The following is a 13,669-nucleotide window of genomic DNA, read 5'->3' as shown; positions in this document are numbered from 1 at the left end:
GTCTGCCGGGATCAGTTCAGGTGCCGCTTGAAGAAGGCGTCGGTGCGGCCGTTGGCCAGGGTCGCGGCGTTGGCGTCGTAGTGGTCGCCGCCCGGGCGGGCGAAGGCGTGGTTGCAGCCCGGGTAGGTGTGCATCTCGATGTTGGCGTTGTCCTTGAGCGCGGCGTGGATGGCCGCCTGCGCGTCCTTGCCGATGTATTCGTCCTCGCCGGCCAGGTGGTAGAGCAGCGGGCGTTTGATGGCGGCGCCTTCGGCCGCGTAGTTTTCGGTGGCGCCGCCGTAGTAGGCGACGAAGGCGTCGGCGTCGGCGCGGGCGGCGGTGAGGAAGGTCATCAGCCCGCCGAGGCAGTAGCCGGTCACGCCGACCTTGCCGGAGGCGCCGGTCATCGCGCGGGCGGCGGCCACGGTGGCGGCGATGTCGCCGACGCCGGCGCCGACGTCATAGGCGCTGTACAGCGCGAAGCCGCGCTCCCAGTCGCCGGGGCTGGACTCGGACATGTCCAGGCCCGGCGCGGCGCGCCAGAACAGGTCGGGGCCGACGGCGATGTAGCCCTTGGCGGCGTAGTCGTCGCAGATGCCGCGGATGCCGGCGTTGACGCCGAAGATCTCCTGCAGCACCACTATCACCGGCGCGCCGCCACTGCCGGCCGGACGCGCGACGTAGCACTGGAAGCTGCCGTCGGCGACCGTGACGGTGAGGGATTCTTTAAGGGATGCGTTCATGTTTTTGCTCCGTTGTATTAGCCGCCGCCAGGCCGTCATGGCCTGGCGATGGAGTACATGGTAAGGCCGATTTTCGTCGCTGGGAACGGCCATTCCTGCAAAGTTGGATTGCAAAATTGCCTATCCCGCCATCAGGGGGCGGGCGGCCATCCCCTAAGTGATACGGGCCTCCCTTCCGGTGTGCGGGATGGCGATTTCCGGCGTCGGATTGCGTTTTTTGCAAAACTGCTCAATACTTGCCGGGTTGATCCGCATATGGCCGGGTCTCCACGATGAGACAGATAAAAAACGATGGCCTTTTTCACCAAGAAAAAGATCGCGCTGGCGGTTGGCGTGATCGTGATCGGCGGCGCCGCGCTGGCGTTCTATTCCAAAAGCCAGACCCCCGTGGTGGAGCCGCCACGATTCCGCGTCGCTGCCGTCGATACCGGCACCATCACGCAGACGGTGACGGCCACCGGCACCATCAACCCGGTCGCCCTGATCAACGTCGGCTCGCAAGTCTCGGGCACGGTCAACGTGCTGAAGGCGGATTTCAACGACCGCGTGAAAAAGGGTCAGCTCCTGCTGACGCTCGATCCGACCATCTTCAACGCGCAGATCCGCCAGGGCGAGGCGCAACTGGCATCGGCGCGCGCCTCGCTGCGGCTGGCGCAGGCCACGCACCAGCGCAACCAGACCCTCGTGACGCAAAGCTTCATCTCGCCGTTGGCGCTGGACCAGTCCAAGCGCGAGGTCGACGTATCGCAGGCGAACATCCAGCTGGCGCAGGCGCAGCTGGCGCGCGCGCAGGCGGATTTGAACAACAGCGTGATCCGCTCGCCGATCGACGGCGTGATCATCAAGCGCACCGTGGACCTGGGACAGACGGTGGCGGCGTCGTTCACCACGCCGAACCTGTTCCAGATCGCGCAGGACTTGACCAAGATGCAGATCGATACCAGCGTCTCGGAGGCGGACGTCGGCGCGCTGAAGGAGGGACAGCAGGCCCGCTTCGTCGTCGACGCCTATCCCGACCGGGAATTCGAGGCGCGCATGCGGCAGTTCCGCCTGGCCGCCAACGTGGTGCAGAACGTCGTCACCTACAACGTGGTGCTCGACGTCGACAACCAGGACGAGCTGCTCAAGCCGGGCATGACGGCGCAGGTGCGTCTGCTGGTGGGCAACCGCGAGAACGTGCTGCGTATTCCGACCGCCGCGCTGCGCTTCCGCCTCAGCGACGAAGAGGTCGAGCGGCAGGCCAAGTCGGCCAAGGGCGCAAAGGCGGGCGCCGATGCCGACACCGCGCTGGACGCGCCGCCGCCGGACGACGATGGCGCCTTCCGCACCAAGGCCGATCTGACGCGCACCTTCAAGATCTACACGCTCGACGCCAGGAATCAGCCGCAGCCGATGGACATCAGGATCGGCCTGTCGAACTTCCGCTATACGGAGGTGGTGGGCGGCGCGTTGAAAAAGGGCGACAAGGTCGTCACCCGCGCGATCGTCGAGAACAAGGACGGTGTGCGTTGACCGCGGAAGCTGACAGCCCGCTCATCGACATACGCGGCGTCACCAAGAGCTACTTCTCGGGCGGCGTCGAGACCAAGGTGCTGTTCGGGATCGACCTGGCGGTGCCGCGCGGCGACTTTCTGGCGGTGATGGGACAGTCCGGCTCCGGCAAGTCGACCTTGATGAACATCTTCGGCTGTCTGGACCAGGCCACCGGCGGCAGCTACTTCCTCGACGGTGTCGACACGCTGACCTTGTCGCGGGCGGAACTGGCCACCATCCGCAACCGCACCATCGGCTTCGTGTTCCAGAGCTTTAACCTGATCAAGCGCATGAGCGTGGCGGAGAACGTCGCGCTGCCATTGATCTACGCCGGCGTCTCGCGCGCGAAGGCGCACGCCAAGGCGTTGGTGGAGCTGGAGCGCGTGGGATTGAAGGAGTACGCCAAGCGCACGCCGAACCAGCTGTCCGGCGGCCAGCAGCAGCGCGTGGCGATCGCCCGCGCGCTGGTCGGCGATCCGCCGCTGATCCTGGCCGACGAACCGACCGGCAATCTCGATACGCAGACCAGCGATGAGATCATGCGCTCGTTCCAGCAATTGAACGCGGAGCGCGGCATCACCATCCTGCTGGTCACGCACGAACCGGACATCGCAGCCTACAGCAAGCGGCTGATGCGCCTGAAGGACGGCCATGTGCTGTACGACGGCCCGGCCGCCGAAGGCTTGCGCGAGATGGCGCTGAGCCACGAGGCGGCCCTAGGCCATCCACCCGTCGCGACGACCAGCGTGGCGGCGCCATGAATCCTTTACAGATCACGATAGAGGCGTTCCGCTCGATGCTGGCGAACCGCCTGCGCACCCTGCTGACGATGCTGGGCATTATCATCGGCATCGCCTCGGTGGTGCTGCTGCTGGCCGTCGGCGACAGCATGAAACGCTTCATCGGCAAGCAACTGGAGCAACTGGGCACCAACATGCTGTTCATCTCCCCCGGCGGCGACCGCGCGCAGCAGCAGCGCCTGCGCAACGGCGCCGCGCCGGCCCTGACGATGCTCGACGCGGCGGCGCTGAACCGGTTGCCGTCGCTGGCCGGCGCGGCGCCGACCCTGCAGGGCGGCTTCGTTCTGGCGGTCGGCAACGAGAGCGCGTCGAAGACCGTGCACGGCGTCACGCCGGACATGTTCAAGATCCGTGGCTGGAAGATCGACAAGGGCAGCGCCTTCAGCGACGCCGACGTGCGCTCGGCCGCGCGCATGGTGGTCATCGGCCGCAAGATCGCCGACCAGTTCTTCTACAAGATCGACCCGTTGGGCAAATACATCCGCATCGAGAACGTCTCGTTCCAGGTGGTGGGGGTGCTGTACGGCGAAGGCAAGCAGGTCGACGGCGGTGATTTGAGCGACTACGTGCTGGTGCCGATCACCGCCGCCGCCGCCAACCTGGTGAAGATGCCGTTCCCCGGCAATGTGCACTACGTGGTGGCGCAGGGCAAGTCGGGCGGCAACCTGCAGGACGCCATCCAGGACATCAACGAAACGCTGCGCGACCGCCACCGCATCAAGTTCGAACAGCCGGACGATTTCCGCATCGATAACCTGGCCTCGTTCGCGGAAACGGCCAAGACCATCAGCGCCGGCCTGGCCGCGCTGCTTGGCCTGATCGGCGCGATCTCGCTGATCGTCGGCGGCATCGGCATCATGAACATCATGCTGGTGTCGGTGACCGAGCGCACCCGCGAGATCGGCATCCGCATGGCGATCGGCGCCAAGCCGCGCGACGTGCTGCTGCAGTTCCTGACGGAGGCGGTGGTCATCTGCCTGGTGGGCGGGGTGTTCGGGATCCTGCTGGCCACGGCGGCGGCGGCCGGCATCACCGCGACCGGTAAGTTCGACGTGTTCATCACCTTGCAGGCGGTGGTGGTGGCGTGCGGCTTTTCCAGCCTGGTGGGAGTGTTCTTCGGGTTCTATCCGGCGCGGCGGGCGTCGAAGCTGCTGCCGGTCGATTGCCTGCGCTATGAGTGAAGAAGCTCAATAGTCGAATTTTTTGCTGCGCGTGGCGCTCTTGAAGAACAGCACCGGGTCGCGGTCCTCTTCCAGCTTTTTGCGCCGCTCCCGCACCTCGCGCGCCTGCTGCGCGCGGCGCTCGTTGTGCTCGGCGATGCGCAGCTGCACCTGGAAACCCTTTTTGCTGTTGTCCAGCAGCCCCAGTTTTTGCCGCATCGCGGCCGCCCAGATGAAGAAAATGATCAGCAGGGAGAGCAGATAGACCGATTGCCAGATGCCATAATTCTGGCTGATGAAGGGAAACAGCGGCGCCGCGTGCTCCAGCCAGCCCTGGCCCAATACGCCCAGCACGGCGGCGCACGCGCCGAGCGCCACGGTCTTGGTGATCAACCAGCGGCTGGCTTTGATGCGTTGCTCCCAGAATTCCAAAGGAGCGTCTTGCGGAGCGGTGTCGAGGATATCGGTATTCATGGCGGCAGTTTTTTGGGCGCGGGTGGAGCGAAGGATATTATATGGCATATTTTCCCAAGAGAAACTAAAGTTGCATTTGATATGTATCAGGAAGGGCGACTGAGATGAAGAACAACTTGCTGTCGGCGGCGTTGGCGGCCGTGTGCGTCGCAACCGCGTCATCGTGGGCGATGGCGGCCGATTCCGCCAAGGCGCCGACGGAATCGGTCGTCGGCCCCGGCTGGGCCAACAATTCGGTCAACGCCGTGGTGTTCCGCAAGAATTCGCTCGTCTCGGACCAGCACACGCAATACGTCGGCTACTATGACGCCGAGCGCTACCTGGTGCTGGGCAAGCGCAAGCTGGGCACGTCGCGCTGGACCACGCAACGCACGCCGTATCGGGGCAACGCCGCCGACGCCCACAACGCCATCAGCCTGATGCTCGACGGCGCCGGCTATCTGCACGTGTCCTGGGACCACCACAACAACGCGCTGCGCTACGCGCGCGGCGTCAAGCCGGGATCGCTGGAACTGGGCGCCAAGCTGGCCATGGTCGGCGCCGACGAGGAGTCGGTGTCGTATCCCGAGTTCTACCGTCTGCCGGACGGCAACCTGCTGTTTTTCTACCGGTTGGGCGGTTCCGGCCGGGGCGACCTGGTCATCAACCGCTACGACGCGACGACGCGGCGCTGGTCGCGGCTGCACACCAACCTGATCACCGGCGAAGGCAAACGCAACGCTTACTGGCAAGCCTTCCTCGACCACAAGGGCACCTTGCACCTGTCGTGGGTGTGGCGCGAATCGCCGGATGTGGCCAGCAACCACGACCTGGCCTACGCGCGCTCGCGCGACGGCGGCGTGACCTGGGAGAAATCGGACGGCCAACCCTACACCTTGCCGATCAGCGCCGGCAGCGCCGAGTACGCGCTGCGCATCCCGCAAAACAGCGAGTTGATCAACCAGACCTCGATGGCCGCCGACCGCGACGGCAACCCCTACATCGCCAGCTACTGGCGCGACGCCGGCTCGACGGTCCCGCAGTACCACGTGGTATTCCACACTGGCGCCGGCTGGACGGCGCGTTCGCTCGATTTCCGCAAGACGGCGTTTTCGCTCAGCGGGCAGGGCACCAAGCGCATCCCGATCGCGCGTCCGCAAATCATGGTCGATGCCGGTCCCGGCACTGGCACGCCGGGCGGCCTGCTGGTGTTTCGCGACGAGGAACGCGGCAGCAAGGTGTCGGTCGTCAGCGTCAGCGATTTTGTCGGCGGCAAGTGGCAAGTCAGCGATCTGACCGAGGCGTCGGTGGGCGCGTGGGAGCCGAGTTTCGACACCGAGTTGTGGCGGCGCAACGGTGTGCTCAGCCTGTTCGTGCAGGACGTGCAGCAGGTCGATGGCGAGGGGCAGGCGGTGGCGCCGCCCAAGCCGGTGCGGGTGCTGGACTGGCGGCCGCGCTAAAGCCGCGTTGAAACAATACGTGACAAATCGGTACCGCCGGTAGCACGTATTTTGTTGTCGAGTGGTATTTGATTGGACTACCATTGATTCTTTAACGTCAAGAGTAGCCCATGAAATCCAAGCTTGCCCTCATGCTGCTGGCCGTCAGCGCCGCCGTCTGCGCCCAGGACCACGATACCGACAAAGCCGACAAAGCACAGCCGACGCCGGGCAAGGAACGCGCGGCCGATCTGCTGGCCAACGAGCGCGTCATCAAGGCCGATTCGCGCGTGAGCAAAACCGCGACCGTGACCATCAAAGGCAAGGCGGTGCCATACAAGGTCACGGCGGGCACGCAGCCGGTGTGGGACAAGGACGGCAAGGTCAGCGCGACCTTGTTCTACACTTACTACCAGCGCACCGACGTCGCCGACAAGAGCAAACGTCCGCTGGTGCTGTCGTTTAACGGCGGTCCGGGATCGGCGTCGGTGTGGATGCACGTCGCCTACACCGGCCCCAAAGTGCTGAACCTCGACGCCGAAGGCTATCCGACCCAACCCTACGGCGTACGCGACAACCCGCACTCGATACTTGACGTCGCCGACATCATCTTCATCGATCCGGTCAACACCGGCTTCTCGCGCGTGTTGGACGGCAAGAGCGACCGCGCGCGCTTCTTCGGCGTCAACGCCGACATCGCCTACCTGGCCGAATGGGTCAGCACCTTCGTTTCGCGCGAGGGGCGCTGGACGTCGCCGAAATACCTGATCGGCGAGAGCTACGGCACCTCGCGCGTGGCCGGCCTGGCGCTGGAATTGCAGAACGCCCAGTGGATGTATTTGAACGGCGTGGTGCTGGTGTCGCCGACCGAACTGGGCCTCAAGCGCGACGGCATCGTCGCCGACGCGCTGGCGCTACCGTACTTCGCCGCCACCGCGTGGTATCAAAAGGTGCTGCCGGCCGACCTGCAGGCGCGCGACCTGAAGGATCTGCTGCCGGAAGTCGAAGCCTTCACCGTCGACGAACTGCTGCCGGCGACCGCGCGCGGCGGCTTCATCGACCCGCAGACGAAGGCACGGATCGCGGCCAAGTTCGCGCGCTACTCCGGGCTGTCGGAAACCTATGTGCTGCAGAACAACCTGTCGGTGCCGGTGGACAGTTTCTGGAAGGAGCTGCTGCGCAAGCAGGGCAAGACCGTCGGCCGCCTCGACTCGCGCTACCTCGGCATCGACAAGAGCGATTCGGGCGACAAGGTCGATTACAACGCCGAACTGACGTCGTGGCTGCACTCGTTCACGCCGGCCATCAACCAGTATCTGCGGGTGGATCTGGGCTACAAGACCGACATCAAGTACAACCTGTTCGGCGACGTCCATCCGTGGGATTTCAAGAACGAGAAAACCGGCGAGAACCTGCGCCTGGCGATGGCCGCCAACCCCTACCTGAAGGTGATGATCCAGTCAGGCTACTACGACGGCGCCTGCACCTACTTCGACGCCAAGTACACGATGTGGCAGCTGGACCCGAGCGGCAAGATGAAGGACCGCCTGCGCTTTGAAGGCTACCGCAGCGGCCACATGATGTATTTGCGGTCGGAAGACCTGGCAAGCGCCAACGAGGATCTGCGCGACTTCATCCGCCAGGCGACACCGGCGCCCAACGCGCCGGCCAAGTACTAAACCGGTTCCCGGTCCGGCGCGGGCATGCGCCGACCGGGAATGCGGGCATACGGAACCCTAGCCTTACTTTACTGTTCTTGCTGATTGCGCTTGGCGATTTCGTTGCCGGCGTAGGCGCCGCCCACCGCGCCGGCGATGGTTGCCAGCGTCCTGCCTTTACCGTCGCCCACCTGGTTGCCCAGCAGGCCACCCACCACCGCACCCAGGCCGATGCCGACCGCGCTGTTCTGCGGCGCCGGTGCCGGAGCGCGCTGCACCGGTGCCTGCGCCACTTCGTTGCGGTCGTCATTGCGGCTTGCCTGGCGGGCCGGCGCATACGTGTGATGCACCACCGTGCGGCGCTCGACGATCTGGCGTGGCTGCGGTTGCGGCGGCTGTTGCGGTTGCACTTGCGCGGTCAGTGGCTGGTTCGCCTGCATCGCAGGTGCGGCTGCGCTGATCTCCGCCGCCGCGCTGCCTTTCGCTTGCGAGTACGGCAGCAAACCGAGAATGGAGGCGGCGCCGACCAGGCTGACGATGGTCACGGAAAACGCGGCGACGGCCAGCAACGGGTGCATGCGGTTAGGTACGGTATGTTCCATGTTCTTCTCTCCTGAATATCGCCATCTGTGGCGCTTGCTCCTATAACGGGGCGGGGAGGGAACGGGGTGACCTGGAAAGTGTTTCCGGAGTAAGCAGATGTTACGGCGCGTTCTTGGCGACGGTCCGGCGCTCCAGCCATTCGCGCCCGCCCCGATCGAGCGCGCGTTCCACCACGGCTGCGGGCAGGCTGTAGACGGTGGCCCAAGTGGCCCTGCCATCGGCGCCGTTCGACGGAAAGCTGCTGACTTCGACCGGCCAGTGATATTTGCGCTTCAAGCTCTTGACGATGGCCGCGAGCGAGGTGCGCCCTTGTAGCGGCGGGTTGCCGGCCTGGTCGCTATCGGAAAGCAGTACCGCCAGCACGGCGCCGCGCGCCGTCAACGGACCGGGAAAGGTGGGGGATTTCGGGGATTTGGTAGCCATTGCGACATTCTACGCCGGGGCGGACCCACGCTGCGGCGGACCCGCCCCACACTCGCCCGCTCAAGCGCGGGACTGACGCCTGCGCATGTAGCCGACCATGCCCAGTCCGAACGCCATCATCATGTACACGCTTGGTTCGGGCACGGCGGTGATTTGCACCGTGTCGATACCGATGTAGTTCGAGTTGGCGCCGAACAGCCCGCCGTCGGTGACCGTGTAGCGGAACGCGAACGCCCCGGTGGTCGGGCCGGTCAGGCCGCTCAAGGTGGCGCTGTAGCGGGTCCAGTCTTCCGGATAGCCGCCGACCTCCAGCGTGGGATTGATGCTGATGAGCAGGTGGGAGAACGTGCCCACGCTGGTCGCGGTGGTCCCGACGTCGGTGCCGCCGACGTTGCTGAAGCGGACCTCCAAGCGGTCCGGCCATTCCGAAAATTCGGCGGTGCGGCTGTGGAAGGACAGCGTGTCGCCATTGCGGTAGGTGGCGGTGGGCAGTATCAGCCAGGTGCTGATAGTGGAGAACTCCGCACCCGATTCAAAATTGGCGGCGAGATAGGAGTTCGGCGCGCCCTGTTGCGCTTCAAAGACGAACTCGTTGCCCTGGAACCAGTCGAGCGTGCCCGGCGGTTGACTCAGGTTGTTGACGGTCCAGCTTGCGGGCACGCCGGCCTCGAAGTTTTCGGTCAGTGGATCGGCCGAGGCGCCGGTACTCAGGCCCAGGATCGATGCCAATGCGAAAGCTGAAATCAAAGCGGATTTGAATGGAACAGCCATCTTAACCTCCAGTAATGTGGAAAACGGCGAGCGGGCGCCCGCCGTCATGGTCAAAATAGCATGCTTAACTTATTGTCATTAAACTCAAAACAACCCTGCCGTCGTTTGATCCTTACTTCGTCGCCCCGGCGGTGCCCGTCAGTGCACCTGGGCCATTTTGCCCAGCGCGACCTTCAGGCTGGCGCTGTCCAGCGAGTTGACCAGTTGCGGATGGTCGGCGAAAAAGGTCGCGACGCGCTCGACGACGCCCGGGTTGTGCTGCTGCGCGGTGCTGGCGATTTCGGCCACTTGCGGCGGCGTGATTTCCGCAACCTGCCCGGGTGTTAATGTGGCGTGGCCGTTGGCGGTGAACAGTTCGCCGACGCTGCCGGCGAGGGCGGTCAGCATCGCCGGACCGACGTCGTCCAGCAGCTGGTTCAGCAAGCCGGCCTGCACCTGCGGATCGCTGCGCACGAACAGCTGGCTGACCAGTTGGCCGAAAGGCGGCGTCTCGTTCGACAAAAAGGCGGACGTCAATCCTTGCGCGAGCGAAGAGCGCGGCGTATCGCCGACGACGTGCGAGAACGCCTGTGCGACGCCTTCCGGATCGGCCGCGGTTGGATGTCCCGCGAACTTCTGCAATAAGTTTCCGAGGTCAAAGCCCATGACTGCTCCCGAGTTAAAAAGCCCAGCATAAAGGACGCGTGGGACGGCGTCTGTTCGGGGCCTAACGAAGGGGTGGGCAGGGTTGGGGAAATTGTCTTTTTATACAGTATAATGGTGTACTTTAATTCGCATGCGACATTGTTTTTATTTTTATGATAACTTGCGTGTCTATTGGGAGAGAGCACATGCAAACAGAACAACGACACAACGCTTCGCTGAGCGCGGCGGTGGAACATGGAATTTGGCTGGCCGAGTCACAAGGGAGCGCGATCGCCTGGGCGTATATGCAAACGTATAAGGTCCCCACGGAAGCGATCCGCCGCGTGCTGGCCTATCCGGAGACCCGCCGCAAGAGCGACGCCATCCGCCGCCACCAGTGACGGGCCTGGCGCGCCAGCGCCATCCAACAAAAAACCCGCAGAGCCTGTTGGCGATGCGGGTTTTGTCGTTTGGTGAGGCAGGGTACTTCGTATTCGATTCATATTCATGGTGCCGGGAGCCGGAATCGAACCGGCACGCCTTGCGGCGCGGGATTTTGAGTCCCGTGCGTCTACCTATTCCGCCATCCCGGCAACGCGACCCGCATTATCACTGATTTGCCCCGCAGCCGCAAGCCTTGATGCGCACTATTTGGTTTTTAAGCAAGTGGCCGGCCGTCATCGCCGTCTGCGCCAGGTTCGACGCGGATCAAACATTCCCATCTTGTTTGGATGAGCCCGTCTTTTCAGGTGTGACAATGTATGCATGAACGACCATCGTATTCCAGCAAACAGTATAAACTTTAGCCACGCACCGGAAGGAATGGAGGGCGCTATGGAATTGTCCGAGAGAGTGGATATGCTGGCCGCGCGGGTCGATGCGCTGACTGAGCTGGTGAGCGCGGCGCACACCGAACAGCTCGAATCCCACGGCGAGCAACTAGGCGATCAGGACGGGCGTCTGGCGGCGCTGGAGCGGGTGTTGCGCACTCACAGTGAACTGGTCGGCGCGATGCGCAAGGAGGTCGCCGCGCTGACGGTCAAAGCGACGGTGCTGGAGGAGCGGTTGAACGGTCTGGTCTGGCGCTTGCAGACGCTCGAACACGAGGTCTCGCTATTGCGTGCCGACGTGGCGGCGCTTTCCGTCAGGGTAGACAACCTGGCCACGCAGGTTGACAAGGTCGATCAGCGAGTAGAAAGGGTCGACCAGCGCCTCGAGGCGGTCGATCAGCGCGTCGAAAGGGTCGACCAGCATCTCGGGGCGGTCGACCAGCGAGTAGAAAGGGTCGACCAGTGCCTCGGGGCGGTCGACCAGCGAGTCGAAAGGGTCGACCAGCGGATCAGCCGCGTCGAGCTGGCCATGTGGCTCTTGGTCGTCGTCAACCTTTCCCAACTGGTGCTGGCCCTGTCCCAGGGATGGAGCCGCTAGGCGGCCTTCAACAAGCGCTGTTGATGCTGCTGCTCCAGCAGCGCGAAGATGGCGTCCTTCGACAGTACATACTGGTCCATCAACACATCTTTGAGTTCGCTGATCTGCTCGCGGTAATCGTTGATCGACTGTAAGGTGTACGTGTAGAGCTCGTCCGCCTTGGCCTGAACCTGGTCGAGGTCGTTTTCCTTGTTCTTGAATTGCGAGTAGTCCAGCTTGGAGCGCGAGTACATCGACAGCTTGTTGACCATCATGTCGAGCATCGAGGTGGCCTTCTGGATATCGTTCTGGCTGCCGACCGAGATGCCGCGCGCGCCGTAGAACAACTCCTCCGCCGCCACGCCGCCGTATAGCTGGATCACGTCGCGCTCGAGCTCCTCGAGCGTGCGCAGCGCGACGTCGTCCGACGCCGACAGCACATAGCCGAGCGCGCCGAGCTTGGACACCGACTCGGTGCTGATCTTGAGCAGCGGCGAACGTTCCTTCACCTCGGCCAGCGGCAGGCCCTCGCGCAGCCACGGATCGATCTGCATGAAGAAATGGCCCAGCTCGTGCAGCGCGACCCGTTCGCGCTGGCGGGTCTTCTCGGCCGTGGTGGCGCGGTCGGTCAGGCCGATGGTGGCGCGCTCGAAGGCGCGGAACATCAAGTCGGTGTTGATCACGGTCTTCTCCTGGATGGCGATCATGCTGGCGCGCTCGACCACCGTCTGCAACAGCGCCGGGCTGAGGTTGGCTGTGATCTCGGCCACGTGGTCGAGGTTGAGCGCGTCCCAATCGACGCAACCGTGTGCCTTACGCGACAGGAAGGAACGCAGCAGCTCGCTGCGCTCGCCCTTGTTGGGCAGGCGGAAGTTGATCTTGACGGAGAAGCGGCGCAGCATCGCCTCGTCCATCTGCGAAGACGCGTCGTCGAAGTTGGAGGCCACCACCCAGATCACGCCGGCGCCCTGGTCGCTGCGTACGCCGTCGAGCAGACCGAGCAGCGTGTTGGCGGTGTCGTCTTCCCATTTCTTTTCGCCGCGTCCGCGCGGCATGAACAAGCCCTGCGCCTCGTCGAGGAAGATGATGCAGCTGCCGCGCGCGCAGGCCTTGCGGTGCAGCGCGTGCAGCGCCTTGGAGCCGCCGCCGATGTAGCCCGATTCGAGCGCCGAGGCCGACGCCTGGATCAGCGGCACGTTGAGGCGCTTGGCCAGGTAGCCGGCCAGCTTGGTCTTGCCGGTGCCGGCCGGGCCGGTGAGCATGACGTTAAACGGCTTGTCGATGTCGTGCTCGCGGTACACGGCGCGGTTGCGGATCATGTCTTCCAGGTGCAGCACTTCCTGTTTGATATCTTCCATGCCGATCAGGTCGTCCATATTGCCCTTGAGCTGGGAGGGATCGAGCACGGTGGCGCTGACGCCGGTGCCGGGGATGCCGTGGCGCAGCAGGAACAGCACCAGCCCGATCAGCAGGATATCGACCGCGTGGCGGCGCAGGAAGCCGCCGGCGCGCGCCAGCTTGCTGTCGTCCTCGTCGATCAGCACCGCCTTGTGCGACGCCAGGTAGTCCTCGCGCGCGATGGAATAGGGAATGTTATTGCGCAGCAGGACCTCGCGCTCCAGGCTCAGGTGCGAGGTGCTGGGCACCTTGATCACGCGCAGCATCGGGTCGCCCTTGAGCTTGAAGATATAGCGCGGCGCCTCCGACAGCGGCGCGGCCACCATCAGGTATTCGAGCCGCTCGCGTTGCGTGGCCAGCGCGGTGATCTGCGAAATGTCCTGCGAGCGCATGATCGGTCCGGTGTCCTGCGGCACGTCGCTGCGCCAGCTGAATAGCGCGGCGGCGGCGACCGCCAGCAACAGCAGCGCGGCGCGGACGTAATTGTTGCGTAGTGCGGATTGAAGTTTGTGAAGAGTAAACATGTGCGCTATCCAACCTGGAGTGGGCAGCTGTGTGTCGGGCTGGTGCGCGGGAGTGGGGCGCAGCAGCCGAGGCCGCCATTGCCGGTGCGCGGTGTGGCGCAGCCGGGTGTTGCTAAGGATTAACTTGGGACGAATCTTGTGAAACTAACATGCC

The 13,669-nt window shown here is 64.2% G+C and carries 14 protein-coding genes and 1 tRNA gene; 7 read left to right on the top strand and 8 right to left on the bottom strand.

The annotated features are described in order from the left end of the window. Positions 1–11 precede the first annotated feature (11 nt). Positions 12–722 carry a dienelactone hydrolase family protein gene (locus tag AC07P1_RS28815; RefSeq protein WP_494699060.1) on the bottom strand — a complete coding sequence of 237 codons (711 nt, stop codon included), beginning with the start codon at positions 720–722 and terminating at the stop codon, positions 12–14. A 291-nt stretch (positions 723–1,013) separates the two neighbouring features. Between AC07P1_RS28815 and AC07P1_RS28810 the strand changes: the two genes are divergently transcribed. The 3 genes from AC07P1_RS28810 to AC07P1_RS28800 are packed head-to-tail and all read left to right on the top strand — an operon-like array spanning position 1,014 to position 4,236. After that, positions 1,014–2,234 (top strand): efflux RND transporter periplasmic adaptor subunit, encoded by a 1,221-nt coding sequence (locus AC07P1_RS28810; protein WP_494699059.1) that lies wholly within the window; start codon positions 1,014–1,016, stop codon positions 2,232–2,234. After that, a complete protein-coding gene (locus AC07P1_RS28805; RefSeq protein WP_494699058.1) occupies positions 2,231–3,016 on the top strand; it encodes an ABC transporter ATP-binding protein in 786 nt (261 codons plus the stop codon). Before AC07P1_RS28810 ends, AC07P1_RS28805 begins: the two co-directional genes overlap by 4 nt. Then, positions 3,013–4,236: an ABC transporter permease gene (locus AC07P1_RS28800; protein ID WP_494699057.1), complete on the top strand. Its 1,224-nt coding sequence runs from the start codon at positions 3,013–3,015 to the stop codon at positions 4,234–4,236. Before AC07P1_RS28805 ends, AC07P1_RS28800 begins: the two co-directional genes overlap by 4 nt. 6 nt (positions 4,237–4,242) lie before the next feature. On the opposite strand, the gene AC07P1_RS28795 is transcribed toward AC07P1_RS28800, so the two are convergent. Continuing rightward, the gene (locus AC07P1_RS28795) at positions 4,243–4,689 is read right to left on the bottom strand and encodes a hypothetical protein (RefSeq protein WP_494699056.1); all 447 of its coding nucleotides are present in this window, start codon (positions 4,687–4,689) and stop codon (positions 4,243–4,245) included. Between the two features lie 104 nt (positions 4,690–4,793). Between AC07P1_RS28795 and AC07P1_RS28790 the strand changes: the two genes are divergently transcribed. Together AC07P1_RS28790 and AC07P1_RS28785 are read left to right on the top strand one after the other, a co-directional pair. Then, positions 4,794–6,128, top strand: a complete 1,335-nt coding sequence (locus AC07P1_RS28790) for a BNR repeat-containing protein (RefSeq protein WP_494699055.1) — start codon at positions 4,794–4,796, stop codon at positions 6,126–6,128. A gap of 110 nt (positions 6,129–6,238) precedes the next feature. Next, positions 6,239–7,786, top strand: a complete 1,548-nt coding sequence (locus AC07P1_RS28785; protein WP_494699054.1) for a S10 family peptidase — start codon at positions 6,239–6,241, stop codon at positions 7,784–7,786. A 68-nt stretch (positions 7,787–7,854) separates the two neighbouring features. Here the strand turns inward: AC07P1_RS28785 and AC07P1_RS28780 are convergent, their stop codons facing one another. The 4 genes from AC07P1_RS28780 to AC07P1_RS28765 form a co-directional block, all read right to left on the bottom strand. Further along, on the bottom strand, positions 7,855–8,367 hold the full coding sequence (locus AC07P1_RS28780; protein WP_494699053.1) for a glycine zipper 2TM domain-containing protein: 513 nt from the start codon (positions 8,365–8,367) through the stop codon (positions 7,855–7,857). 100 nt (positions 8,368–8,467) lie between these two features. Continuing rightward, a complete protein-coding gene (locus AC07P1_RS28775) occupies positions 8,468–8,791 on the bottom strand; it encodes a hypothetical protein (RefSeq protein ID WP_494699052.1) in 324 nt (107 codons plus the stop codon). A gap of 60 nt (positions 8,792–8,851) precedes the next feature. Next, a complete protein-coding gene (locus tag AC07P1_RS28770; protein WP_494699051.1) occupies positions 8,852–9,562 on the bottom strand; it encodes a choice-of-anchor J domain-containing protein in 711 nt (236 codons plus the stop codon). Between the two features lie 138 nt (positions 9,563–9,700). After that, on the bottom strand, positions 9,701–10,207 hold the full coding sequence (locus AC07P1_RS28765) for a hypothetical protein (RefSeq protein ID WP_494699050.1): 507 nt from the start codon (positions 10,205–10,207) through the stop codon (positions 9,701–9,703). Between the two features lie 185 nt (positions 10,208–10,392). Here AC07P1_RS28765 and AC07P1_RS28760 point away from each other — a divergent pair, with 185 nt between their 5' ends. Further along, a complete protein-coding gene (locus tag AC07P1_RS28760; RefSeq protein ID WP_315220719.1) occupies positions 10,393–10,587 on the top strand; it encodes a hypothetical protein in 195 nt (64 codons plus the stop codon). A 107-nt stretch (positions 10,588–10,694) separates the two neighbouring features. Here AC07P1_RS28760 and AC07P1_RS28755 read toward each other — a convergent pair. Next, positions 10,695–10,779 (bottom strand) — tRNA-Leu (locus AC07P1_RS28755). 241 nt (positions 10,780–11,020) lie between these two features. Between AC07P1_RS28755 and AC07P1_RS28750 the strand changes: the two genes are divergently transcribed. Further along, positions 11,021–11,614 (top strand): hypothetical protein, encoded by a 594-nt coding sequence (locus AC07P1_RS28750; protein ID WP_494699049.1) that lies wholly within the window; start codon positions 11,021–11,023, stop codon positions 11,612–11,614. Here the strand turns inward: AC07P1_RS28750 and AC07P1_RS28745 are convergent. Next, a complete protein-coding gene (locus AC07P1_RS28745; protein ID WP_494699048.1) occupies positions 11,611–13,515 on the bottom strand; it encodes an AAA family ATPase in 1,905 nt (634 codons plus the stop codon). The two genes, AC07P1_RS28750 and AC07P1_RS28745, sit on opposite strands and share 4 nt — an antisense overlap. Positions 13,516–13,669: the final 154 nt, after the last annotated feature.

Source organism: Duganella sp. GW821-FHT07F09 (assembly GCF_059418705.1).
Note: the sequence above shows the minus strand (reverse complement) of the source record. Positions and strands in the feature narration are given on the sequence as shown.

What these genes read in the sequence shown, in the direction of transcription:
- AC07P1_RS28815 (WP_494699060.1), bottom strand. Translation starts at nt 722, where the DNA reads ATGAACGCATCCCTTAAAGAATCCCTCACCGTCACGGTCGCCGACGGC.
- AC07P1_RS28810 (WP_494699059.1), top strand. Translation starts at nt 1,014, where the DNA reads ATGGCCTTTTTCACCAAGAAAAAGATCGCGCTGGCGGTTGGCGTGATC.
- AC07P1_RS28800 (WP_494699057.1), top strand. Translation starts at nt 3,013, where the DNA reads ATGAATCCTTTACAGATCACGATAGAGGCGTTCCGCTCGATGCTGGCG.
- AC07P1_RS28795 (WP_494699056.1), bottom strand. Translation starts at nt 4,689, where the DNA reads ATGAATACCGATATCCTCGACACCGCTCCGCAAGACGCTCCTTTGGAA.
- AC07P1_RS28790 (WP_494699055.1), top strand. Translation starts at nt 4,794, where the DNA reads ATGAAGAACAACTTGCTGTCGGCGGCGTTGGCGGCCGTGTGCGTCGCA.
- AC07P1_RS28785 (WP_494699054.1), top strand. Translation starts at nt 6,239, where the DNA reads ATGAAATCCAAGCTTGCCCTCATGCTGCTGGCCGTCAGCGCCGCCGTC.
- AC07P1_RS28780 (WP_494699053.1), bottom strand. Translation starts at nt 8,367, where the DNA reads ATGGAACATACCGTACCTAACCGCATGCACCCGTTGCTGGCCGTCGCC.
- AC07P1_RS28775 (WP_494699052.1), bottom strand. Translation starts at nt 8,791, where the DNA reads ATGGCTACCAAATCCCCGAAATCCCCCACCTTTCCCGGTCCGTTGACG.
- AC07P1_RS28770 (WP_494699051.1), bottom strand. Translation starts at nt 9,562, where the DNA reads ATGGCTGTTCCATTCAAATCCGCTTTGATTTCAGCTTTCGCATTGGCA.
- AC07P1_RS28765 (WP_494699050.1), bottom strand. Translation starts at nt 10,207, where the DNA reads ATGGGCTTTGACCTCGGAAACTTATTGCAGAAGTTCGCGGGACATCCA.
- AC07P1_RS28760 (WP_315220719.1), top strand. Translation starts at nt 10,393, where the DNA reads ATGCAAACAGAACAACGACACAACGCTTCGCTGAGCGCGGCGGTGGAA.
- AC07P1_RS28750 (WP_494699049.1), top strand. Translation starts at nt 11,021, where the DNA reads ATGGAATTGTCCGAGAGAGTGGATATGCTGGCCGCGCGGGTCGATGCG.
- AC07P1_RS28745 (WP_494699048.1), bottom strand. Translation starts at nt 13,515, where the DNA reads ATGTTTACTCTTCACAAACTTCAATCCGCACTACGCAACAATTACGTC.